Raw genomic sequence first — 21,922 nt, 5'->3', positions numbered from 1 at the left:
GCTCAGCTCCGGGCACCGGCCGCCGCGGCCGGTGTCGGGCGGGCGTCGGGGCGGGTCTGCGTCCCCTCGCCCACTGCGGGCCCCAGCACGGCGGCGACGGCCCCGCGCAGGGTCCGTGCCACGGCCGGGGCGGCCGCCACCTCCTCCTCGCGGGTCACCGGGGTGGGCACCAGGACGCTGCGCGCGCCGGCGGCCTGGGCGGCCTCGACGTCGGCGCCGATGTCACCGATCAGCACGCACTCGGAGGGGTCCACGCCGAGCTCCGCGGCGGCCGCGAGCACCATGCCGGGCCGGGGCTTGCGGCACGCGCAGTCCTCCTCCGGGGCGTGCGGGCACAGCTGCCAGGTGTCGAAGGGGCCGAGCAGCTCGCTCACGCGGTCGTTGACGGCGTCGACCTGCTCGCGGGTCAGCAGGCCGCGGCCGATCCCGGACTGGTTGGACACCACGCCCACCCGCAGCCCGGCCGCGCGCACGGCGTCGACGGCCTCGCGGGCCCCGGGAACGAGCTCGACCGCGTCCGGGTCGCCGTTGTAGGGGACGTCGTGGACCAGGGTGCCGTCCCGGTCGAAGAGCACCGCGCGCACCGGGACGGGCCAGGGCCCGGTCTCCCGGTGCCGCCACCAGCCCCGGGCCTTGTGCCGCACGGCGGCCACGGGGATCGTGACGCTGGTGCTGACCATGCGGCCGAGCTCCGGCAGGAACTCGGGGTCCCCCGGGCGGGGTCCGGGGACCGTGCGCAGCAGCACGAACCGCCCGGTCAGCCAGCCCCACGCACCGGCGCCGGCGCCGGCCGCGGCCAGGGCGGCGCGCCGGGCGGGCCGGTGGCCCAGGGCGGTGGCGGTGAGCGCCACGCCGGCGCCGGCTCCCGCCGCGCCCAGGGCGGCCACCGTCGCGGTGTGCCACCGGAAGCCGCCGGGCGGGGCCTCGGCCGCACGGCGCCAGTCGGCCCCGTGCAGGCGGCGCATCAGGGCGTCGTCGGCGTTGCCCGCCTGCACGCGCAGGCTCACGAGGTCGTCGGCGGGACGCACGGGGTGGGTGATCCGGCGCTGCCCGCGCACCAGCCGCCACCCGGCCCGGCGCACGCGCAGCGCGAGGTCCGCGTCCTCGCGGTAGGCCCGTGGGAAGCGCTCGTCGAAGCCGGAGACCGCCTCGAGGGCGGCGACGCGGTAGGCCATGTCGGCGGTCGCCCAGTCGGCGTCCTCGAGGGACGCGGTGCTGCGCTCCCAGTCGGTGGGCCGGCGGTGCTCCGGCAGGGGGACGTCGATCCGGCCCTGGGTCGCGCCGATTTCGGGCCCGCAGGCGGCGAGGTCCTCGGCGAGGCGCCGGGCCCAGCCGGCCGGCAGCTCCACGTCGTCGTCGAGGAACGCGATCCACTCCGCCCCCGAGCGGCGGGCCGCACGCCAGCCCCGGTTGCGCGCGGCGGCCGGGCCGCGCCCGTAGCCGCGGACGGTGCGCACGGTCCAGGCCACGGTGTCCGGCACGCTCAGCCGCAGGGGCTCCACGTCGCCGCGCCGGTCGTCGACCACGACGACCTCGAGCGGCCCCGGGTGGTCCACGTCGACGTCCTGGGCGAAGAGGGTGTCCAGCAGCCGCTGGAGGGTCGGCCGCCCCACGGAGGGGACGACCACCGCGTAGCTCGCGGGGCGGGGCATTCCGGTCGTCACTCGGCCTCCTGGAAGAACGCGGCGCGGCGGACCAGGTGCGGGCCGAGCACGAGCGCGGCCACCGGGGCGGAGCCGAAGAGCTCGAGGGCGTCGCGCGGGTCGTCGACCATGGGCCGGCCGGCGGTGTTGAGCGAGGTGTTCACGACGACGGGCACGCCCGTGCGCTCGTCGAAGGCCCGCAGCAGCGCGGCGATCCCGGCGTTGTCCTCGTCGGTGACCGTCTGGATCCGGGCGGTGCCGTCCACGTGGGTCACGGTGGGGATCCGCTCGCGCCACTCCGGGGCCACGTCGTGGACGAAGAGCATGAAGGGACTGGGCAGGGGCCCGCCGCCGAAGATCTCCGCGGCGCGCTCCTCGAGGACCATGGGCGCGACCGGCCGGAACTGCTCGCGGCCCTTGACGTCGTTGAGCCGCTCGAGGTTCTCGGCGCGCATCGGATTGGCGATCAGGGAGCGGCGGCCCAGGGCCCGGGGGCCGAACTCGCTGCGACCGTCGAACCAGGCGATCACGCCGTCCTCCGCCAGGATGTCGGCGACCTCGCCGGCGAGGTCGTCCGGGGTGGTGAAGGGCACCTGCGCCGTGCTCAGCCACTGCGCGAGCTCCTCGGCGGACCAGCTGCGGCCGAGGGCCGCGGTGGGCTGGGGCTCGCCGAGATCCCCGGCCTCCTGGGCCAGGTGCAGGGCGGCGCCGAGCGCGGTCCCGGAGTCCCCGGAGGCGGGCTGGACCCAGACCTCCTCGAACGGCGTTTCGCGCCAGATCCGGGAGTTGGCCACGCAGTTCAGGGCCGTGCCGCCGGCCATCGTCAGGACCGTGTCCCCGGTCTGCCCGTGCAGCCAGGTGGCCAGGTCGACCAGGACCTCCTCGACCACGGCCTGGACCGAGGCGGCGAGGTCCGCGTGGTCGCCGCCCCACGTGCCGTCGTCGATCCGGCGGGGCGCGAAGCGGGTCCAGTCGGGGGCCTGGGCGCGGAAACCGCCGTCGCCCGTGGCGCGGACGATCTCGCGCAGCTCGGGCAGGAAGCGGGGCCGCCCGTAGGAGGCCAGGGCCATGACCTTGAACTCGTCGCTCGAGCGCAGGAAGCCCAGGTGGTCGGTCAGGGACTCGTAGAGCAGGCCGAGGGACTCGGGCAGGGCCTGGCGGGCCAGGATCTCCAGCTCGCCGTCCCGGTAGCGGCCGGCCAGGTGCGAGTGCGCCTCGCCGCGGCCGTCGACCACCAGGACGCTGCTCGTGCGGGTCGGCGCGGCGAGGCCGGCGGAGGCGGCGTGGGCCACGTGGTGCTCCACGAAGCGGACCTTCCCGCGGTCCAGCCCCGGCAGGGCCTCGGCGAGGAACCCGGGGGCCCGCCGGGCGTAGTCCACGCGCACGGGGTCGTACGGGTCGTCCGGCATCTCGGCGGCGATGGCGGGGGCGAAGGAGTACCCCACGGCGTCCAGGTCCGCCGGCGTCAGCCCGGCCTCGGCGAGGCACCAGCGCATCGCCTGCTCGGGCAGCTCCCACGCCGAGAACGGCACGGGACGCTTGCCGTGCTTGCGGCGGGAGAAGCGCTCCTCCTCCGCCGCGGCCACCACTCTGCCGTCCACGACGAGAGCCGCCGCGGGGTCATGGAAGATCGCGTTGACGCCCAGGTAGTTCATGGATCGGAGTATGGCACAAAATGATCAGGCGACTGATGTAGGGCCTGCGTCACGCACGGTGCGGCCGGGTCTGCGCCGCCTCGGCCAGCTCCCGGCCGACCTCACGGCCGAGCTCCCGGTCGAACGCGCCGTCGGCGTCCCGGCCCGGCTCCCCCGCCAGGTCCCCGAGGAGGTCCCGCACGAGCTGGTCGAGCTGCTCGAACCCGCTCGGGGCCAGCGCCGCCCTCGACTCGGCGGCCGCGCGCCCCGCCGGCGACAGGCACCAGCGCAGCTGCTCGTCGAGCCGCGCGGGGTCGAGCTCGTCCGCGCCCACCACGGCCGGCCAGTCCCAGGCCCGCGCCTGGGCCGTGACCTTACCGCCGCCCGCGACGGGGTCGACGGCGAGCACGGGCACCCCGGCCCGCAGCGCCAGGACGAGCCCGTGCATGCGCATGGTCACCACGGTGTCGAGCCGGGCGATGACCGAGCCGGCCTGGGCCGCGGTGGCGGACAGCCGCCAGTCCCGCGGATCCAGCCGGGTGTCCAGCGGCAGCCGGGCGGCGTCGAGCCGGCCCAGCCAGCCCTCCAGCCCGGCCCGGACGGAGTCGTGCCGGCGGCGGGCGCCGTACTCGTGCTGCCCGGAGGTGAGGTAGACGCCCAGCACGGGCACGAGCTGGGGCACGGCCCGCGCCGCGAGGTCCCGGCGGGCGCCGGCGCCGGGACGGTCGCGCGCGATGACGCGGTGGAACCCGGCGGTCACCGGGTCCTCGGGGTCGAGGACGCTGACCCCGACCGCGATCCGGCGGCAGTGGGCGAAGCGCTCGTGCAGCCCGGCGATCGACCGTCCGGTCGCCGGGCCGCACACGAACAGCAGGTGGGTGTAGTGGGCCGGGTCGGCGTCGTCGAGCCGCAGCCCTCCGGGCGGGCACATGACCGCGCTCCAGGCGACGTCGTGCGGGACGCCCGCCGTGCCGAGGGCGTCGGCGACGGCGTCCATGGCGAGGACGTCGCCGGCCGTCGCTTCGCCGTGCAGGACGCTGGACCAACCGACCACGAGTGTGCGCATGGTCCCGACGCTACCGGGCGCACCGCCGCCCGCGGGAGCTCCGCGGGGGGTCTGTGGGCACTGTCACGTGCGGTAACGACTCCGCACCACGACTGGTGACCGGCGTCACAGGCGTCTAGGCTCGACTGCACGGGTCGAGCAGCCGGCCGTGACGTCCTGTCGTGGAAGGACCCCTCCATGGACCATTCCCTGTCCGTCGTCGTGCAGATCGAGCTGGACACCCGGTGCGTGCACCTGGTGGTCACCGGCGATCTCACCGAGCGCAACCACCGGACCCTGCCCCCGCTGGTCGGCCGCGCCCGCGCCCTGTTCCCGGGCGCGACCGTCACCGTGGACCTCACGGGCGCCCAGCACGTGGACCCGGAGGGCCTGGACCTCCTGCGGTGGTCCCTCGACCAGAGCCCCGCGCCCGAGCCGGGAGGCCCCGTGCAGGTCCTCACCCGGCCGGTGCCGTTCGGCCTCGCCGAGGCGCCCGGTCCTGCCGTCCGTGCGGACGCACCGGGGCCCGTGACCTGGCACGGCGCCGAGCCGGACGGGGTGGCGGCATGAGCGGCATCGACACCGTCCTGTCCCCGGCCGGCACCGGTGCGGGCAGGACGCGGGACTGCGACACGTGCCTGCGCCCGGACTGCGACTTCCCCGGGGAGCTCGCCGCGCTGCCCCTCGTGGAGCTGCAGGTCCTGCACAGCCGGGTCGTGTGCCAGCTCGAGCACGAGTACCTGGTGAACGCCGGCGGCCCCCATCCCGTCACCCAGGACCGCCACGAGGAGCTCGTGGCCGAGCTCGAGGCACGCCGGGGCGCGGCCTCCGGAGCGTGACCCGGTCCGCTCAGGCGGTCGACCGGACCACCCGGGTGCGAGGACGGCCGGAGACGTACCACTGGGCGAAGAGCGCGACGATCAGCGCCACGTCCACGACGTCCCCGCCGTAGTACATGAGCTGCGCCCCCACGCGGGCGTCCGACGTTCCGACGCCCTCCGGGGGGTGCCCGTACAGGTGCTTGGCGAGCGCCGAGTGGGCCGCCAGGAAGCCGACCAGCACGGCCGCCCGCAGCGGGAAGGAGCCCCGGTGCGGATCCGGGTCCACCCCGACCACGGCGGCGGTGAAGACGTAGCCGGCCAGGAGGACGTGGGCGTGCACGGCCGCGTGCACGCCCACCGACTCGTGCATGCGGCCGTACAGCCCGGTCGTGTAGAGCAGCCACAGGCCGCCGGCGTTCAGCAGCCCGGCCACCACCGGATGGGTGAGCGCCCGCACGGGCGGGGTGCGCAGGAGACGGGACACGGTCCTGGCCCGGGCCGCGGGCAGCGCGCGCAGCGCCAGGGTCACGGGCGCGGCGAGCACCAGCAGCAGCGGGGCGGCCATTCCCAGCAGCAGGTGCCCGGCCATGTGGGCGGTGAAGCCGGTGCGAGCGGCCTCCGCCAGGGGGCCGGCCAGCGCCGCTGCGGCGCAGAGCAGACCCGCGTGCCACAGCACCGTCCGGTGCGGCGGCCACGGTCCGCGGTGCCGTGCCGCCCACAGCCCCGTGGCGTAGCCCGCGGCGCCCAGGAGGAGCAGGACGAGCACGGTCCCCTCGAACAGGTCCCAGCCCGTGGCGCCGTGGTGCGGCGTCACCGTCTCGGGCGGGCCGGGCGGGCGCGGCGGAGCAGCAGCAGGCCTGCCGCGAGCGCGAGCACGGCCGTGCCGATCCAGGTGGCGTCGTAGACCAGCAGGTCCACGTCGTAGCGGATCTGGTGGATCCTGAGCACCTTGTGCAGGACCACGCCGTCGAAGAGCTGGAACGCGCCGAGCCCCGCGAGCAGCCCCCCGGTCCAGCGGCCCCAGGCCACGGTTCCCCGGCGCCGGAGGTCGGCGAGCAGGAAGAGGGAGCCCACGGTGGTGAACCAGTCGAAGGCGTGGAAGAGCCCGTCCGAGGCGAGGGCGACCCCGGTGGTGGACAGGTCGTAGAAGTGGTGCCAGTGCAGGAGGAGGTGGAAGACGGCGAGGTCCACCACGGAGGCGGCGACGCCGGCCCCCAGCAGGGCACCGGCGAGCAGGGTCCGGCGGTCCTGGTCGGCCATCGTGTCCTCCTGGTGCGGACGGGCGGGGTCGTGGTCCAGCCTACGGTCGGCCCGTCCGCTGTCCAGGGCCCGGTGGGCGGGGCGGCCCGGGTGGTTCAATGGCACGGTGCGCAACGACAACCTGACCCGCAGCGAGACCGCCGACCGTTCCGAGCTCGTCGCCGTGGAGAGCTACGACGTCCTGCTGGACCTGTCCACCGCGCCGGACCCGGAGGCGGACACGTTCCGGTCCGTGACCACGGTGCGCTTCGGCGCGGAGGAGGGCGCCCAGACGTTCCTGGACTTCATCGCCCACTCCGTGGAGTCGGTGACGGTCAACGGCCGGGAGCTGAACCCGGACGACGTCGTCGAGGGCTCGCGGGTCCGCCTCCCGTCCCTCGAGGCGACCAACGAGGTGTCCGTGGCCGGGCGGGGTCTGTACTCCCGCTCCGGGGAGGGGATGCACCGGTTCGTGGATCCGGCCGACGGCCGGGTCTACCTGTACACGCAGTACGAGCCGGCGGACGCCCGCCGGGTCTTCGCGAACTTCGAGCAGCCGGACCTCAAGGCGTCCTTCCGGTTCACCGTGCTGGCCCCGGAGGGCTGGCAGGTCTCCTCCAACGGGGTGCGCATGGCGGTGTCCCCCGCCCCGGAGGCCGAGCGGCCCGGGGCGGTGCGCCACGAGTTCGCCCCCACGGAGCGGATCTCCACGTACATCACCACGGTCCTGGCGGGCCCGTACCACCGGGTCGCGGGCGAGTGGCGGCACTCCTTCGAGGACGGCAGCCGCATGTCGGTGCCGCTGGCCCTGTACTGCCGCGCCTCGCTGGCGGAGCACCTGGACGCGAGCACGGGCGCCCGGGAGCTGTTCGACCTCACCCGGCAGGGCCTGACGTTCTTCACCGAGCTGTTCGGCTACCCGTACCCGTTCGGGAAGTACGAGCAGGCGTTCGTGCCCGAGTACAACCTGGGCGCCATGGAGAACCCCGGGCTGGTGACCTTCACCGAGGAGTACCTGTTCCCGGACGGGGCCACCCGGGCCCAGTACCAGGGGCGGGCCAACACCCTCATGCACGAGATGTCCCACATGTGGTTCGGGGACCTCGTGACCATGACGTGGTGGGACGACCTGTGGCTCAAGGAGTCCTTCGCGGAGTTCATGGGCGCCCACGCGTCCGTGCAGGCCACGGACTTCGAGGAGGCCTGGATCGCGTTCGCGGACCGCCGGAAGGCCTGGGCCTACCGGCAGGACCAGCTGCCCACCACGCACCCCGTGGTCGCCGACGTCCAGGACCTCGAGGCCGCCCGGCAGAACTTCGACGGCATCACCTACGCCAAGGGCGCCGCGGTGCTCAAGCAGCTCGTGGCGTTCGTGGGCTACGACGCGTTCGTCGACGCGTGCCGCTCCTACTTCCGCCGCCACGCCTACGGGTCCACCACGCTGGAGGACTTCGTGGCCGTGCTCGAGGAGGCCTCCGGGCGGGACGTGCGCGGCTGGGCCGAGTCCTGGCTGGGCACCTCCGGCGTCTCCTCCCTGACCCTGGACCTCGCCCGGGACGACGACGGCACCGTGACCTTCGCGGCGCTGCTCCAGGACCCCGGCTCCGGGGTTCTGCGCCCCCACCGGCTGCTGCTCGGCGGCTACGAGCGCGGGCCGGGCGACGTCCTGGTGCGCACCGGCACGGTCAGCGTGGACCTGCCCGCCGAGGCGTCCGTGGAGGTCCCCGAGCTGGTGGGCTCGACCGCGCCCCTGCTGGTGGTCAACGACGAGGACCTCACGTACGCCAAGGCCCGCCTGGACCCGCTCTCGCTCACCACGGCCCTGAGCTCCCTGTCCTCCGTGGAGGACGACATGGCCCGCGCCCAGCTGTGGTCGGGGCTGTGGAACGCCACTCGGGACGCCGAGCTCGACCCCGGGGACTGGGTGGGCGCCGTCCTGGACCACGGCTTCGCCGAGCCGCGGACCGGGATGTTCTCCACCGCCGTGGACCACGCTGTGGAGGCCGTCGAGCGCTTCGCCCCCACCGCCCGGCGGGGCCGGCTGCGGGGGCGGCTGCTCGACGCCTCCGTCCGGGAGCTGCGCCGCGCCGACCCCGGCAGCGACCGGCAGCTGGCCCTGGCCCGGCTCACCGCTCGCACGGCCCGCCGCGACGGGAGCCACGCCGGCTGGCTGCGCGACCTCCTCGGCGGGCGGGACGCGCTGCCCGGGCTGCGGCTGGGCTCGGAGCTGCGCTGGGCGCTGTGGACGGCGCTCGCGGCCACGGGCCACGGCGAGGACCCCGAGCTCGAGGCCGCCCTGGAGCGGGAGCGTGCTGGTGACCGGACCCGCACGGGTCAGGTCGGCTGGGCCCGCGCCCGCGCCGCCCGCCCGCTCGCCCGGGCCAAGGCCGAGGCGTGGGAGGCGATCACCGGCGACGAGCTGTCCAACGACCTGCTGACGGCCACGATCACCGGTTTCCAGCTGGGCCCGGCGGAGCTCGTGGAGCCCTACCGCGAGCCGTACTTCACCATGCTGGAGGAGGTCTGGGCGCGCCGGTCCATCGGGATGGCCACCCGCATCGTGCAGGGACTCTATCCCGCCGGGGCCGACCTCGAGCCGGGCCACGACCCCGAGCACCACCCCGTGCTCGCCCGCACGGAGCTGTGGCTGCGCCACCACGCGGGGGCGCCCGCCGCCCTGCGCCGGATCCTGGTCGAGGAGCGGGACCACCTGCTGCGGGCGCTGCGGGCGCAGGCGGCGGCCCGGCCCTGACCCCGCCCGGACCCCCGCACGCTGCGGCTGATGCCATGGCCCCCGTGCAGTCGCAGTCCCCCCGGTGCGCACCGGGGGACTGCGACTGCACGGGGGCCCGGCGGTTCCGGGCGGGTGGGACGGACTCAGGCGGCGGGACGCCCCGAGCGGCGCAGCACGCGGTCGACGGCGCGCTGGGCGTCCTCGTTGGACTTGAAGACCCGCCGGTCGAGGCTCTGGCCGAGGGACATCGAGGAGTTGCCCAGCTGCAGCAGGTTCACCTTGGAGTCGTTGCGGTGCTCGCGGCGCGGCTGGGGCGCCTGCGGACCGGTCCTGGCGTCATAGGCCATGGTGGATCCTTTCGTGACACCTCCAGTGTAGGAGGCCGCCGCCCCACTGAACAGAGCGCCGCCGGTCATCGGCCGTGCCGCCGCGCCCGGGAGGTGTACCAGCCCCGGTCCACGGACCGCCGCACCCACCAGGTGCGCGCCACGAGCACGAGGGACAGCACGTGCAGCAGGACGAGGACCGACCAGTACACCGCGGCGGCCCCCGCGGTGAAGGGGACCGACGCCGCGCCGGCGAGCATGAGCATGACCAGGGCCTCCAGATTCAGGGCGTAGCGCAGGGGGCGCATCACGCGCACGGAGATGTCGTGCTCCGGCTGCCGGTTGATCCAGGACAGCAGCACCGCCACCACGGACATCACGATCGACGCCGCCGCGGAGGGCACCTGCCAGCCGGGCCCCAGGACGTGCTCCCGCACGGTCGACACGAGCCCGACGAGCAGCAGGACCGCGGTGATGAGACTGACCGCCACGGAGGCGAACGCCGTGATCCCCTGGCGCGCCGGCAGGATCACCATCTCGCAGAAGGCGTCGTCGAAACGGGACGTGGGCCGCAGCGCCAGGTGGCCGCGCACCGCCCCGGGCCACCGCCGCACGGTGCGGTCCTCGGCGAGCACCCGGTCCACCGCCCGGTGCGAGCCCCCCGGCCCGCCGGGGCGCCCTCCCTCGTGCGAGAGGACCGTGAACTCGTGCAGCCGGACCTCCGCGGGCACCGTCAGCTCCAGGTGGAAGCTGCGGCAGGAGGCGAGGTCGTGCAGGCCGACCCGCCCCACCCACGGCATCCAGCAGTGCCGCAGCCGGTCCCGGGCGCGCGGCCTCCGGCCCGCGGCGTACTGCTCGTCCATCGAGTACTTGAGCACGAGCCGGCGCCCCGCGAACTCGGCCGGCAGGGCGAAGGTCAGCAGGAAGCCGCGGGCCAGCTGGTCGGCCACGGTGGTGAACAGCGCGAGGTCGGCGTCCCAGTGCTCGGCGTCCTCCGCCGGGAGCCGCCCCCGGTCGACGAGCTCCTGCACGACCACCCGCAGGTGCTCGCAGTAGGCCCAGAACCCGTCGAGGGCGTCCTCCACGAGCAGTTCGGGGGCGTGCACGACCGCCGGGACGTGGTCGTGCGCCAGGACGGCCGCCTCCGCCGGCGGCAGCTGCTCCGGGATCAGCCCGCGCAGGAGCAGCTCGGCGAGCGCGCCGTTGTCCTCCGTGCTGAGGACCGGGACGGGGTCGCCCTGGCAGACGGCGTCGAAGTTGCGCAGGGGCTGCTTGGCCTGGATGGTCACGGGCACCAGCAGCCGGCCGGCGGCGTCGGCCGGCCAGGGGGCGCGCGCGGCGAGGTCGACGTCTAGGGAGACCTTCCGGCGGGTGACGCCGTCGGGGCTCATGAGCACGGACTCCACGCGGCGGTGGATCCAGTCGGCGGGGCTGAGGAACAGCGTGCGCAGCACGTCGACGTCCACCGCCGGTCGGTCGGGCTCGGGCGGGGGGACCTGGCCCTGGGGCATCCGTGCGCCTCCTCTGCGGATCCCGGTCCGGCTCTCGTCCCGGGGCGGTCACCGGGGCCCGCCCGGTGTCCTGATCGGCCATCATTGCACCAGTCAGCACGGACACCGTACGGGTCGGACCATGAACCGGGCGTCCCGGGAATCATGAGATGCTGAGGACGACTTGATGCCCCAGCTCCATCGAGGGAGACCATGACCGACTACGCGCTCAACGACCGCGGCTCTCTGGAGATCGTCACGGAGAACTTCTACGACACCGAGATCATGCGGGTGTTCGGCGGTCTGTCCTTCGGCAAGCTGCGCACCTGGACGGGCAACGCGGCGCTGGTCCCGGAGCCGGACAACCCCTTCGACCCCCACACGGTCTCGGTGCGGATCGGGCCCAACAAGATCGGGCACCTCGCCCAGCAGGACGCGCAGCGGTACTGGCCCTACCTCGCGCGGGTCATCGCCTCCGGCTACACGCCGGTCGCGCCGCTGAAGCTCGAGGCCACGGTCCTGCGCCAGGACGGGCAGGCGGAGGTCGACGCCGCGGCGCGGCTGTCGATCGCAGCCCCGGACCTGCTGTTCCCGCTCAACACGCCGCCGACGCACGCGGCGGTGCTGCCGCAGGGCCCGTCGATCAAGGTCCTGGACGAGCAGGAGTTCGCCGAGTACCTGCACAGCGTCATCCCCCCGTCCGGGGAGGGCCGCGTGATGCTGACCCTGGAGACCAACAAGGTCCGCAACCACCACGGGCAGACCCTGGACATCGTCGACGTGCTCTACGAGCGCCGCCAGGTGGGCCGGCTCTCCACCCAAATGTCCCAGCAGTTCATCCCGATCATCGACCACGCCTTCCAGCAGGAGAGGCTCACCGCGGTGTGGGGAACCATCCGGGGCTCGGCCTTCGAGGTCTCGATGACGCTCCAGGCGGCGCGGCCGGAGGACATCCCCGCGGAGTGGTTCGAGCGGCTGCCCAACGACGTCCCCGAGCTCATGCCGCCCGCCGACAGCTACCCCGTCCCGGACGCCTACGTCCCGGCCGAGGCCGACCGCTCGCGCAACGCGAAGAAGTGGCGCAAGGGCCTGGCCGTGTCCGCGGCGGGAGCGGGCGGCGCCGAGCGCGCCCCGCACGACGACGACGTGTCCGCCCAGCGCTCCTCGTCCGGGCCGGGGACCGGGGTGCTCGGCAGGGTGCACGCGGCCGTGTGGGTGCTGCTCGCCCTGACCGTGCTGCTGGGCGCGGTGGGCGTGGTCTTCCTCGGTGTGGAGCCGCTGGTGAGCGCGCTGTGCTTCATCGTGGCCGTCGCGACCGGGTTCATGTCCTTCTACCTGGCCCGGATGAGCACCGGAGTGGCCCGCCGATGATCAGCCGCCGGGAACGCTTCCTCCAGATCCTCGAGGTGCTCTCGAAGCACGGCTTCGGCTTCGCCCTCGGCGGGATCAAGGAGGAGTGGCGCGCACCGCTGGCCCGGGTCCGGCTCATCGACCCCGACAAGCTCTACAGCCAGCCGGTCCACCTGCGGCAGGCCCTCGAGGAGCTCGGACCCACCTTCGTGAAGCTGGGTCAGGTCGTCTCGACCCGGCCGGACCTGCTGCCGCCGCGGTACGTGCAGGAGCTGACGCGGCTGCAGGACAACTCTCCCCCGGTGCCGCCGGAGCGGATCCGCGAGATGATCGAGTCGGAGCCCGACTCCGCCGCCGAGGAGATCCTCGCCGAGATCGACCCCGTGCCCCTCGCCACGGGCTCGATCGGCCAGGCGCACGCGGCCGTCTACAAGGGGGTGGACGTCATCGTGAAGGTGCGCCGCCCCGGCGTCGTCGAGGAGGTCAACCGGGACCTCGAGATCCTCTCGGAGCTCGCCAAGCTGCTGTCCACCTATTGGCCGGCGGTGGAGCACTTCGACCTGGAGGGCCTCGCGGACGAGTTCGCCCAGTCGCTGCGGGACGAGCTGGACTACCTCACGGAGGCCCGCAACGCCCAGCGGATGGCCGAGAACTTCATGGGCGACCCCCGGGTGCACATCCCGGAGATCTTCTGGGAGGCCTCGACCTCCCGGATCCTCACGATGGAGCGGATCCGGGGGATCAAGATCAACGACTACCCCGCGCTCGAGGACGCCGGGCTCGACCGGCACCTGCTGGCCGTGGACTCGACCGAGGCCATCTGCCGGATGATCTTCGAGCACGGCTTCTTCCACGCGGACCCGCACCCCGGCAACCTCTTCGTGGAGACCGGCGGGCGGATCGGCATCATCGACTTCGGGATGATGGGCACCCTGACCGACGAGTTCCGGGACCACCTGGTGACCCTGATGCTCGGCGTGGTCCAGGAGAATCCGCGGCGGGCCGCCGCGGGCCTGCTGGGGCTGACCTCGCAGGAGCAGGACGTCAACAAGAAGGAGATCGAGCGGGACGTGGCGATCCTGCTGCGCCGCTACTCGAACAAGCCCCTGCACGAGGTGCGGGTGGGCCACCTCATGGGCGACCTCATCGGGCTGCTGCGCCGCTACCGGATGCACCTGCCGCGCGAGTCCGCCCTGTTCCTGCGGATGCTCGTCACGGCGGAGTCCGTGGGCACCGGCCTGGACCCGGAGTTCGACCTCGTCTCGGTCCTCACCCCGTACGCGCAGCGGTTCGTGCTGCACCGGCTCTCCCCCGAGATCCTCGCCAAGCGGCTGCGCGACATCCTGCAGGACGCGGTGCAGATGGGCGTGGAGGCCCCCGAGTACCTCCGGCGGCTCATCGTGGTCCTGGAGCGCGGCGGCTTCGACGTCCACCTGCGCGCCGACGAGTTCGAGCCGCTGCTCAAGCGCGGGGAGAAGATCGGCCACCAGGTGGTGGCCGGCGCGGTGATCGCCGCCTCGATCAACGGCATGGCCCACATCCTCGCCTCCGACCCGGAGCGGTGGCGGAAGTTCCACACGCCCCTCATCGCCGGCGGGGCGACCACGGTGGGCACGCTCGCCGGCTACCTGGTGCTCTCCACCAACGTGCCCAAGGTGCGGCGCCTGGCGCACACGGTCCGGGCGCGCCGCCGCTTCTGAGCCGGCCCGCCCGCCCGGGGCCACGGCCTCCGGGCGGCTCGCACCCCTGACCTGCCCGGACACGCCCTGACCTGCCCTGACATGCCCTGACATGCCCCGGCGGTAGTCACGCCGGGATCACACCGCGGGTCCGACGATGGCGGTGCGACCGGGAGACCGCGCCGGGACCGACGCGGCGGGCGGGGACGACGTCGACCACCCGGTCCGGTCGCGCCCACCGTATCCACCGTGGCGGGGGCACCGCGCCACCGGCCGGCCCCGCCCGCGTCGAGGAGCACGTCATGACCGCACAGGACCTCTCGGACGACTGGACCGCCTCCGCCGCACCCGGCGGGGTCTCACGGAGAAATCTCTTCACGGCCGGGGCCGTGCTGGGCTCGGGCATCGCCCTGGGCTCGGCCCCGGCCGGCATCGCCGCGCCCATCACCACCACCGCCTGGTCGGGGTGGGAGGACCTGGGCGGCGACTGCCGGTACGGCACGGGCGTGTCCTCCTGGGCGCGCGGGCGGCTCGACACCTTCGTCATCGGCACCGACGGCGCCCTGTGGCACAAGTGGTACGCCCGCGGCTGGAGCGACTGGGAGAGCCTCGGCGGGCGGTTGAAGTCCAACCCCGCGGCCGTCTCCTGGGACTACGGCCGGATCGACGTCTGCGGCATCGGCACGGACAACGCCCTGTGGCACAAGTGGTGGAACGGGCGCCGCTGGAGCGGTTGGGAGAGCCTCGGCGGACGGTGCCGCGGCGGCGTCGGCATCTCGTCCTGGGACCGCAACCGCCTCGACTGCTTCGTGCTCGGCACGGACTACGCCCTGTGGCACAAGTGGTGGAACGGGCGCCGCTGGAGCGGCTGGGAGAGCCTGGGCGGGCGGTTGCGGTACGTCCCCTCCGCGGTCTCCTGGGACTACGGCCGGATCGACTGCTTCGGCATCGGCACCGACAACGCGCTGTGGCACAAGTGGTGGAACGGGCGCCGCTGGAGCGGCTGGGAGAGCCTTGGCGGCGACTGCCGGGGCGGCACGGGGGCCTCGTCCTGGGCGCCCGGCCGGCTCGACTGCTTCGTGCTCGGCACGGACAACGCCGTGTGGCACAAGTGGTACGAGCGCGGCTGGAGCGATTGGGAGAGCCTCGGCGGATGGGTCAAGCACAACCCCTCCGCGGTCTCCTGGAGCCGCAACCGGGTGGACGTCTGCGGGATCGGCAGCGACAACCGCCTCTACCACAAGTGGTGGTCCTGAGCGCCGCCCGTCCCGTCCCCGTCCCGGGCCCCAGCGGGGCCCGGGACGGTCGCACTCGCCGCGCGGCACGTCATGTCGTTGACTTCCCCCACGCCGCGGCCCAGCATGGCGGTGAAGCGCAGGCGCGGACATTGTGCCTGGTCAGCCGGGGGGAGCAAGGGCATGGGCGACCGGAGGACGATCACGCTGCGACTGCTCGGGAGCTGGGACGCCTCCGTGCAGGGGGCCAGGGTGCAGACCGGGTCGCGTCAGCAGCGGCTGCTGGCGGCGCTGGCGATCCGCGGCCCCCGGCCCCGGCACTACCTCGCGGGGCTGCTGTGGCCGGAGTGCCCGGAGGACCACGCGCTCGGCAGCCTGCGCACGGCCGTCTTCACCCTGTCCCGGCGCGCGCCGGGGGCCCTGGTGTGCCACGGCGACACGCTGGCGTTGTCCGAGGCGGTGGACGTGGACCTGCACCACCTGCTCGAGCTGGTCGTGCGCCCGGTGGCGTCCTGGTCCGCCGAGCGGGACGACGCCTGGGTGCTGGACCGCCCCGGTGTGGAGCTGCTGCCGGGCTGGTACGAGGACTGGGTGGTCGAGGAGCAGGCGCGGCTTCAGGAGCTCTACGTCAACGCCGTCGAGGAGCGGGCCGAGCTCTGCCTCGTCCACGGCGACGTCCACCACGCCCTGGCGCTGGCCCGGACGGTCCGCGACGCCGCGCCCCTGCGCGAGAGCACGGTGTGCCTGCTGGTCCGCGCGCACCTGGGTCTCGGCAACGAGGCCGAGGCGTGGCGGGCGTTCCAGGGCTACCGCGCCGACCTGGTGCGGGAGCTGGGCGAGCAGCCCTCGGACCGCGTCCGGGGGCTGCTCGAGCCGCTGCGCCCGCGGTGACGTCACCGCGGGCGCAGCCCCGCGGGCCGGCACAGGGTGCCGCGGCCCCGGGACCGCGGCCGCTCAGTCCCCGGCCGGCGGCATCTCGATGTGCACGACCTTCACCTGGGTCATCTCGTCGAGGAGCTCGGGGCCGTAGCCGAAACCGGCGCCGGACGCCCGGCGCGGCTGCGCCGCACCGCCCGGGGCGCCGCCGAAGACGTTGTTGACCTTCACCGTGCTCACCGGCAGCTCGGCCACAGCGCGCTGGGCGTGGGCGATCCGCCCGGTGAGCACGGTCGCGGCCAGCCCGTACCGGTCGGCCGCGGCCAGCCGGAGGCCCTCCGCGAAGCTGTCGACGACCTGGACCGGGGCCACAGGCCCGAAGGTCTCCTCGCTCATCACGGTCATCGCGGGGGTGCACCCGCGCAGGACGGTGGCCGGGTAGAACGCGCCGGGGCCCTCGGGCACCCGCGCGCCCTCGACCACGACCGCTCCCTGGGCGACGCTGTCCTCGACCTGGCGGTGCACCTCCGCGCGCATCCGCTCGTCGACCAGCGGGGCGAGCGTCCCGTCGGTGTTGCGCCGGCGCGCCTCCTCGGCCAGTGCCTCGAGGAACGGCTCGGCGACGCCGCGGTGGACGTAGATCCGCTCGACCGCCACGCAGATCTGGCCCGAGTTGGCGAACGCGCCGAGGGCGGCCTGCCCGGCGGCCCAGACGGGGTCCACGTCGTCGTCGACCACCAGGGCGTCGTTGCCGCCGTTCTCCCGGATGACGTGGGCGCCGGTGGCGACCGCCGCCCGGGCGATGGCCTCCCCGGTGGCGGTGGAGCCGACGTGGGCGAGGACGTCGACGTCGGGCAGCGCGGTGAGCAGCTCCCCCACGGCGGCGCCGCCGTTGACGGTGCTGAGGACCCCGGCGGGCAGGGCCCCGGCGAGGATCTCCCCGAGCCGGGCCCCGACGTGCGGGCAGCGTTCGCTGGGCTTGTGCACCACGGTGCTGCCGGTGACGACCGCGGCGCCGAGCAGGCCCGCGGCGACCGCCACGGGGTCGTTCCAGGGCGTGAGGGCGACGACGACGCCGCGCGGCTCCGCGACGGTGTAGTCGGCCGCCAGCACGCTGCCGCGCAGGCTATGGCCCCGGTGCACCGGTCCGAGCTCCGCGTACTGGTGGAGCGTGCCGACCCCGGCCAGGACCCCGCCCAGGGACTCCTCGACGGGCTTGCCGGTCTCGCGGGCGTTGAGCTCGGCGAGCTCCTGCGCGTGCTCGGCCAGGCGGTCCGCGGCGGCGCGCAGGGCCTCGCCCCGCTCCGCGGGAGCGGTCCGCGCCCAGTCCCGGGCGGCGCCGCGGGCGGTCGCCACCGCGGCACGGACCTCCTCCTCCGTGGCCGCGGCCAGGGTGCCGACGGTGGATCCGTCCCGCGGGTCCAGCACGGTGAGCTCGGTCTGCGGGGCGGTGGCGGGTGCTGCGGTGGTCATGCATCTCCTTCTCCGTCGGGCGGGCGTGCCCGTGCGGACACCCCGGGGGCCGTCCTGATGAGCATACTGATGAACGGCCCGGGACCGGTTACGGTAGCAGTGACCGGGCCGCCGCACCCGCGGGGTCCGCCCCTGCTCCGACCAGGAGCAGCACGCCCGCCCGCGGCACCCGCCGCGGGCGCGGCCGTGTCCAGCAGAGAGGAAGTTGCATGAGTTTCCAGCCCACCAACCCCGGCCGGGTGCTGATCACCGGCGGTGCCTCCGGACTCGGCGCCGCCGTGGTGGAGGCGGTCCGCGACAGCGGCGGCAGCCCCATCGTCCTGGACCGGGACATCAGCACGCTCACCGGCGTCACCGCCTACGAGGTCGACGTGGCGGACACCGCCGCGGTGACCGGGACGGTGCGCCGGGCCGTGGAGGCCGCCGGCGGCCTGGACGCGGTGGTCACCGCCGCCGGCATCGACCGCTGCGGCCGGCTCGAGGACGTGGCGAGCGCCGAGTGGGAGAAGGTCGTGCAGGTCAACCTGTTCGGCACCGTCTCCACCGTGCGAGCCGCACTGCCCGCGCTGCGGGAGTCCCGGGGCCGGGTCGTCACGGTGGCCTCCACCCTGGCGCTGAAGGGCGTCTCGGACGCGACGGCATACTGCGCGTCCAAGTTCGGGGTGCTGGGCTTCAGCCAGGCCCTCGCCGCGGAGCTCAAGGGCGAGGTGGGCGTCACCCAGCTCATCCCCGGCGGGATGAAGACGCGCTTCTTCGACGACCGGGACGAGCAGTACAAGCCCCAGGACGACTCCCAGCTCAACGATCCCGAGAACGTGGCGAACGCCGTCCTGTTCGCCCTCGGGCAGCCCCCGGGGTGCGAGATCCGCGAGCTGTTCGTCGCCCACGCCGAGGAGGGCTCCTGGCCCTGATCGGCCGGAGGGCCATGAGGTGACCGGGCCGGACGGCGGGAGCGCCGTCCGGCCCGGTCGTCGCTCCTGGTGAGAGCGTCGCCGTCCCCACAACGGGGGACGCCGCGCACGGGGCCCGGACAATGCGTGCGCATCTATGATGGGGTGACTCCCCCGTCCCCACAGGAAGGCTCGACGTCAGCGTGGACTCCCCCCTCGGCACCACGGTGGCACGCGTCCCGATCACGGTGCGCTGCCTCGACGCCCACGGCCGGCCCGTGAGCCTCTCGGCGCCTACGCTGGCCCGCGGCTCCACCGACCTGCAGGACCTGCTGCGCCGGGCCTACGCCGCCGTCCGGGGCGGCAGTCCCGCCGAGGCCGTCACCGTGTCCTTCCTGGAGGACTGCCGGGGCAAGCTGCAGCTGGAGTACCTGGTGGTCGACCGCGCGCGCCCGAGCCGCTGGCGCCGGAGCCGCGACCGGCGCCGTGCGGAGGAGATCCAGGCGGCACTGACGGAGGCGACCATCGTGGTGACCCTCATGGTCGAGGTCACCGGCGCGATCGCCGCCGCGAGGACGGCCCGCTGGTCGGAGAGCGACACCCCCGACTTCGTCGACGTGGTGCTCGACGGCGAGCACACCGTCCGCGTGCCCGGCGCCGTGCGCGGCATGCTCCGCGACGGGACGGTGCTGGAGCTGCTGCGGGGGATCCTGGCGATGTTCCTGGAGGACGACGTCGAGCAGCTGGTCATCGGCAAGGACCCCGAGCTGCCGGGCCGCTACCAGGAGACCGTGGTGACCCGGTCGCCCGCGCTGGTGGACTTCCTCGAGGGCGCGCCCCTGGCCTCGCTGGTCACCGGGGGCCCGGAAGGGTCCTGACCGGGCCTGCCCCCTGCCCGTCCCCCGCGCCGCCCGTCCCCCGCGCCGCCCGTCCCCCGCGCCGCCCGTCCTCGGTGGCCGGCGCAGCGGATGTCGGAGCCGGACGCCATGATGGACGGCACCGAGCACCGGGGACGGGAGGAGCAGACGTGGGACTGATGGCGCCGCTGCAGGACAGGCTGCGCACGACGTTCGCCGGGCGGGCGGACCGTGTGCCGGAGTGGGAGCTGGCGCTGGCCGACGGCGAGGACGCCGGGCACTTCCGGCCCGGTTCGGCGGTGTGGGCCGTGCACGGCTCGATGGCGACCATCCCCGCTGGCGTGCGCGCCCTGCTCACCCAGGCCCTGCACCCCGGGGCCCTGGCCGGCGTCGTCGAGCACTCCGACTACCGGGCGGATCCGCTGGGCCGCCTGGCCGGGACCATCCGGTGGATCTTCACCGTCACCTACGGGGACACGACGGCCGCGCGCCGGGCCTCGGCGCACGTCCGCCGCCTCCACGAGAGGGTGCGCGGCGTCTACACCGGGGCCGACGGCGTGCGGCACGAGTACTGCGCGAACGACCCCGACCTCGCCGAGTGGGTGCACCTGGCGTTCACGGACGCCTTCCTGCGCTGCCACCAGCGGTGGGGCGGGCCGATCCCCGGCGGCCCGGACGCCTACGTGCGGGAGTGGGCCGTGGCCGGGCGGCTGATGGGCGTGGAGCGGCCGCCGAGCTCCGAGGCGGAGCTGGACGAACGGCTCCGCTCCTTCGGCCCCCAGCTCGCCGGTGGCCCCCGGGTGGAGGACGTCGTGGCGTTCCTGCGCCGCCCTCCCCTGGACCCGGTGCTGCTCCCCGGCTACCGCGCCCTGTTCGCCGCCGTCGTGGACTCGCTGCCCGAGGACCGGCTGGCGCTGCTCGGTCTCGACCGGCCGCGGCTGGGCCCGGTGCCGCTGCCCACCCGGGGCGCCGCAGGGCTCACCCTGGCGGTCGTCGGCCGGGCCCTCGGGGAGACCGGGCCGAGCGAGGCCGCGGCACGCCGCCGCCTCGCGCGTCTCGGTCTGCTCTGAGACCCCGGCGTCCTCGGGGGCGTCCTCAGGCGGACGCCTCCTCGGACCCGGCGCGCCCGGTCAGGTGGTCGTAGGCCTCCGCCGCGGCCGAGGCCACGCCGTGCCAGGTCCGCCCCGGCACCACGCGACGCCGGCCCTCCCCGCCGAGGCAGCGGCGCACGGCGGGGCACTCGAGCATCATCCGCAGGACCGTGGCGAGGGTCTCGGGCTCCTCCGGCGGGGTGAGCATCCCGGTGATGCCGTCGGCCACGGTCTCGGCGAGCACGGGCAGCCGGGAGGCCACCACGGGGGTGCCGGTGGCCAGGGCCTCCACGGACTCGGTCGGGGCCGCGGCGCGGGTGACCGGGCGGTCCTTGCGCGCGACCACGAACACGTCGAACGCCTGGTGGTACTGGACGACCTGCTCGTCCGGGACCCGCCCCGCGAAGCGGACCCGGTCGCCCAGGCCGAGCCCCGCGGCCAGTGCTTCGAGCTCGGGTCGGCAGGGGCCCTCGCCCACGACCACCACGAGGAGCTCCGGCACCTCGGCGGCCACCAGGGCGGCGGCGCGCAGGAGGTCGTCGAGTCCCTCGTGCTCCACCAGGTCCGCGACCGCGCCCACCACCCGGGCCGTCTCCGGCAGCCCCAGGACCCGGCGCGCCTCGCGCAGCGGGCGGGGAGCCGCCAGGTAGGGGCCGTCCACGGCGGGGGGCGCCACGCGGACGGGCACCGGGCCGGCCGGCAGGGTCTGCGTGAGCGCCCGCACCCGTTCGCGCATGGCGCGGCTCGTGGTCACGACGTCCGCCGCGGCGGCCAGGACCTCGGCCTCGCGGGCGCAGTCGAGCCGGTGGCGCTCGCTCGTGGCGGCCTCGGCGGGCCGGGAGGCCGCCCACCGGTCGGCGGGCAGCTCGCGCACCTCGTAGACCCACGGGATGCCCAGCGCCTCCGCCACCGCGCGGGTCACGAGGGCGTTGCCGGGGCGGCTCGTGGTGTGCAGCACGGCGGGCCGCGCGCGCAGCGCGAGCTCGAGCAGTGCCTGCGCCTCCTGCTGCAGCCGTGCCGTGGGGGTGAGCGTCCGGCGTGCGGCCAGGAGCCGGTGGTAGGAGACGCCGTCGAGGACCTCGGCGGCCACCCCGTCCCCCCTGCCGTCGGCGGGCGCGGGACCGGGTCGGGTCACGGCGGTCACGGTCCAGCCCTGGGCCACGGTCGCGGAGAGCAGGGAGTGGGCGCGCGGCGCGCGGCGCCCCCGGGCGCGCGGCGGGGCCTCGGCGAGCACGTGCAGCACGGACGCGGGCTCGGGTCGGTAGCCCACCACCGGGGTGAGGGCGGGCCGCCAGCCGGAGAGCAGCCGCAGCTCGTCCTCGTAGTGGTGCAGCCGGCGCCGCTCCCCCGGCGTGGCGCGTCCGGCCGCCGCGGCGCGCCGCAGCTCGACCACGGCCTCCGAGATCCGCCCGACGTGGCGGTGCCGGCGGGCTCTCGTGCCGGCGAGGTCCTTCGTGCCGGCCGGCACCTGGGCCAGGAGCCGGTCCGCCTCGGCCACCCGGCCCGCGGACAGGGCGGCCTCGGCGAGGCGGCGGGCCG

The 21,922-nt window shown here is 75.2% G+C and carries 19 protein-coding genes; 10 read left to right on the top strand and 9 right to left on the bottom strand.

Features of this window, described 5'->3' with window-relative positions; translation table 11 throughout:
• Positions 1–2: 2 nt before the first annotated feature.
• From Q0817_RS17175 to Q0817_RS17165, 3 genes are read right to left on the bottom strand one after another with little or no spacing between them, the layout of a single operon-like run.
• Complete coding sequence (locus Q0817_RS17175) at positions 3–1,664, bottom strand: HAD-IIIA family hydrolase (protein ID WP_298591071.1); 1,662 nt, start codon at positions 1,662–1,664, stop codon at positions 3–5.
• Positions 1,661–3,298: a carbamoyltransferase C-terminal domain-containing protein gene (locus Q0817_RS17170; protein WP_298591069.1), complete on the bottom strand. Its 1,638-nt coding sequence runs from the start codon at positions 3,296–3,298 to the stop codon at positions 1,661–1,663. The genes Q0817_RS17175 and Q0817_RS17170 overlap by 4 nt, the downstream gene beginning before the upstream one ends.
• A 49-nt stretch (positions 3,299–3,347) precedes the next feature.
• Positions 3,348–4,343, bottom strand: a complete 996-nt coding sequence (locus Q0817_RS17165) for a polysaccharide pyruvyl transferase family protein (protein WP_298591067.1) — start codon at positions 4,341–4,343, stop codon at positions 3,348–3,350.
• Positions 4,344–4,520: 177 nt separating this feature from the next.
• Here Q0817_RS17165 and Q0817_RS17160 point away from each other — a divergent pair, with 177 nt between their 5' ends.
• Positions 4,521–4,892, top strand: a complete 372-nt coding sequence (locus tag Q0817_RS17160) for a hypothetical protein (protein WP_298591065.1) — start codon at positions 4,521–4,523, stop codon at positions 4,890–4,892.
• A complete protein-coding gene (locus Q0817_RS17155) occupies positions 4,889–5,161 on the top strand; it encodes a hypothetical protein (protein ID WP_298591063.1) in 273 nt (90 codons plus the stop codon). The genes Q0817_RS17160 and Q0817_RS17155 overlap by 4 nt, the downstream gene beginning before the upstream one ends.
• 10 nt (positions 5,162–5,171) lie before the next feature.
• Here Q0817_RS17155 and Q0817_RS17150 read toward each other — a convergent pair whose 3' ends face one another.
• Together Q0817_RS17150 and Q0817_RS17145 are read right to left on the bottom strand one after the other, a co-directional pair.
• Positions 5,172–5,957, bottom strand: coding sequence for a cytochrome c oxidase assembly protein (locus Q0817_RS17150; protein ID WP_298591061.1), 786 nt, complete (start codon positions 5,955–5,957; stop codon positions 5,172–5,174).
• Positions 5,954–6,403, bottom strand: coding sequence for a DUF2243 domain-containing protein (locus tag Q0817_RS17145; protein ID WP_298591059.1), 450 nt, complete (start codon positions 6,401–6,403; stop codon positions 5,954–5,956). The genes Q0817_RS17150 and Q0817_RS17145 overlap by 4 nt, the downstream gene beginning before the upstream one ends.
• 106 nt (positions 6,404–6,509) lie before the next feature.
• On the opposite strand from Q0817_RS17145, the gene pepN reads away from it, so the two are divergent.
• Positions 6,510–9,134 carry an aminopeptidase N gene (pepN, locus tag Q0817_RS17140; RefSeq protein WP_298591057.1) on the top strand — a complete coding sequence of 875 codons (2,625 nt, stop codon included), beginning with the start codon at positions 6,510–6,512 and terminating at the stop codon, positions 9,132–9,134.
• A gap of 125 nt (positions 9,135–9,259) precedes the next feature.
• Here the strand turns inward: pepN and Q0817_RS17135 are convergent, their stop codons facing one another.
• Positions 9,260–9,463, bottom strand: a complete 204-nt coding sequence (locus Q0817_RS17135) for a hypothetical protein (RefSeq protein WP_058875007.1) — start codon at positions 9,461–9,463, stop codon at positions 9,260–9,262.
• A 65-nt stretch (positions 9,464–9,528) separates the two neighbouring features.
• Positions 9,529–10,953 (bottom strand): hypothetical protein, encoded by a 1,425-nt coding sequence (locus Q0817_RS17130; protein WP_298591053.1) that lies wholly within the window; start codon positions 10,951–10,953, stop codon positions 9,529–9,531.
• Positions 10,954–11,145: 192 nt separating this feature from the next.
• Between Q0817_RS17130 and Q0817_RS17125 the strand changes: the two genes are divergently transcribed.
• The 4 genes from Q0817_RS17125 (at position 11,146) to Q0817_RS17110 (ending at position 16,087) form a co-directional block, all read left to right on the top strand.
• Positions 11,146–12,303 (top strand): hypothetical protein, encoded by a 1,158-nt coding sequence (locus Q0817_RS17125; protein WP_298591051.1) that lies wholly within the window; start codon positions 11,146–11,148, stop codon positions 12,301–12,303.
• Positions 12,300–13,982: an AarF/ABC1/UbiB kinase family protein gene (locus Q0817_RS17120; RefSeq protein ID WP_298591049.1), complete on the top strand. Its 1,683-nt coding sequence runs from the start codon at positions 12,300–12,302 to the stop codon at positions 13,980–13,982. The genes Q0817_RS17125 and Q0817_RS17120 overlap by 4 nt, the downstream gene beginning before the upstream one ends.
• Positions 13,983–14,263: 281 nt before the next feature.
• Positions 14,264–15,217 carry a hypothetical protein gene (locus Q0817_RS17115; RefSeq protein WP_298591047.1) on the top strand — a complete coding sequence of 318 codons (954 nt, stop codon included), beginning with the start codon at positions 14,264–14,266 and terminating at the stop codon, positions 15,215–15,217.
• A gap of 162 nt (positions 15,218–15,379) precedes the next feature.
• Complete coding sequence (locus Q0817_RS17110) at positions 15,380–16,087, top strand: bacterial transcriptional activator domain-containing protein (protein WP_298591045.1); 708 nt, start codon at positions 15,380–15,382, stop codon at positions 16,085–16,087.
• A 63-nt stretch (positions 16,088–16,150) separates the two neighbouring features.
• Here the strand turns inward: Q0817_RS17110 and Q0817_RS17105 are convergent, their stop codons facing one another.
• Entirely contained in the window at positions 16,151–17,545 is a 1,395-nt protein-coding gene (locus tag Q0817_RS17105) for an aldehyde dehydrogenase (protein WP_298591043.1), read from the bottom strand.
• A gap of 209 nt (positions 17,546–17,754) precedes the next feature.
• Between Q0817_RS17105 and Q0817_RS17100 the strand changes: the two genes are divergently transcribed.
• From Q0817_RS17100 to Q0817_RS17090, 3 genes are all read left to right on the top strand, one after another.
• The gene (locus Q0817_RS17100; protein ID WP_298591041.1) at positions 17,755–18,456 is read left to right on the top strand and encodes an SDR family oxidoreductase; all 702 of its coding nucleotides are present in this window, start codon (positions 17,755–17,757) and stop codon (positions 18,454–18,456) included.
• Between the two features lie 182 nt (positions 18,457–18,638).
• Entirely contained in the window at positions 18,639–19,313 is a 675-nt protein-coding gene (locus tag Q0817_RS17095) for a hypothetical protein (protein WP_298591039.1), read from the top strand.
• A gap of 158 nt (positions 19,314–19,471) precedes the next feature.
• On the top strand, positions 19,472–20,362 hold the full coding sequence (locus Q0817_RS17090; protein WP_298591095.1) for an oxygenase MpaB family protein: 891 nt from the start codon (positions 19,472–19,474) through the stop codon (positions 20,360–20,362).
• 25 nt (positions 20,363–20,387) lie between these two features.
• Here the strand turns inward: Q0817_RS17090 and Q0817_RS17085 are convergent.
• On the bottom strand, positions 20,388–21,922 hold a 1,535-nt coding region (locus Q0817_RS17085), incomplete at its 5' end, for a glycosyltransferase (protein WP_298591037.1).

The sequence above is a fragment of the uncultured Kocuria sp. genome, assembly GCF_947500125.1.
Classification (GTDB): domain Bacteria; phylum Actinomycetota; class Actinomycetes; order Actinomycetales; family Micrococcaceae; genus Kocuria.
The sequence above is the reverse complement of the archived record's forward strand: the minus strand, read 5'-3'. Positions and strand labels throughout refer to the sequence as shown.

What these genes read in the sequence shown, in the direction of transcription:
- Q0817_RS17145 (WP_298591059.1), bottom strand. Translation starts at nt 6,403, where the DNA reads ATGGCCGACCAGGACCGCCGGACCCTGCTCGCCGGTGCCCTGCTGGGG.
- Q0817_RS17155 (WP_298591063.1), top strand. Translation starts at nt 4,889, where the DNA reads ATGAGCGGCATCGACACCGTCCTGTCCCCGGCCGGCACCGGTGCGGGC.
- Q0817_RS17125 (WP_298591051.1), top strand. Translation starts at nt 11,146, where the DNA reads ATGACCGACTACGCGCTCAACGACCGCGGCTCTCTGGAGATCGTCACG.
- Q0817_RS17110 (WP_298591045.1), top strand. Translation starts at nt 15,380, where the DNA reads ATGGGCGACCGGAGGACGATCACGCTGCGACTGCTCGGGAGCTGGGAC.
- Q0817_RS17130 (WP_298591053.1), bottom strand. Translation starts at nt 10,953, where the DNA reads ATGCCCCAGGGCCAGGTCCCCCCGCCCGAGCCCGACCGACCGGCGGTG.
- Q0817_RS17160 (WP_298591065.1), top strand. Translation starts at nt 4,521, where the DNA reads ATGGACCATTCCCTGTCCGTCGTCGTGCAGATCGAGCTGGACACCCGG.
- Q0817_RS17105 (WP_298591043.1), bottom strand. Translation starts at nt 17,545, where the DNA reads ATGACCACCGCAGCACCCGCCACCGCCCCGCAGACCGAGCTCACCGTG.
- Q0817_RS17120 (WP_298591049.1), top strand. Translation starts at nt 12,300, where the DNA reads ATGATCAGCCGCCGGGAACGCTTCCTCCAGATCCTCGAGGTGCTCTCG.
- Q0817_RS17090 (WP_298591095.1), top strand. Translation starts at nt 19,472, where the DNA reads ATGGCGCCGCTGCAGGACAGGCTGCGCACGACGTTCGCCGGGCGGGCG.
- Q0817_RS17135 (WP_058875007.1), bottom strand. Translation starts at nt 9,463, where the DNA reads ATGGCCTATGACGCCAGGACCGGTCCGCAGGCGCCCCAGCCGCGCCGC.
- Q0817_RS17100 (WP_298591041.1), top strand. Translation starts at nt 17,755, where the DNA reads ATGAGTTTCCAGCCCACCAACCCCGGCCGGGTGCTGATCACCGGCGGT.
- Q0817_RS17115 (WP_298591047.1), top strand. Translation starts at nt 14,264, where the DNA reads ATGACCGCACAGGACCTCTCGGACGACTGGACCGCCTCCGCCGCACCC.
- Q0817_RS17170 (WP_298591069.1), bottom strand. Translation starts at nt 3,298, where the DNA reads ATGAACTACCTGGGCGTCAACGCGATCTTCCATGACCCCGCGGCGGCT.
- Q0817_RS17165 (WP_298591067.1), bottom strand. Translation starts at nt 4,343, where the DNA reads ATGCGCACACTCGTGGTCGGTTGGTCCAGCGTCCTGCACGGCGAAGCG.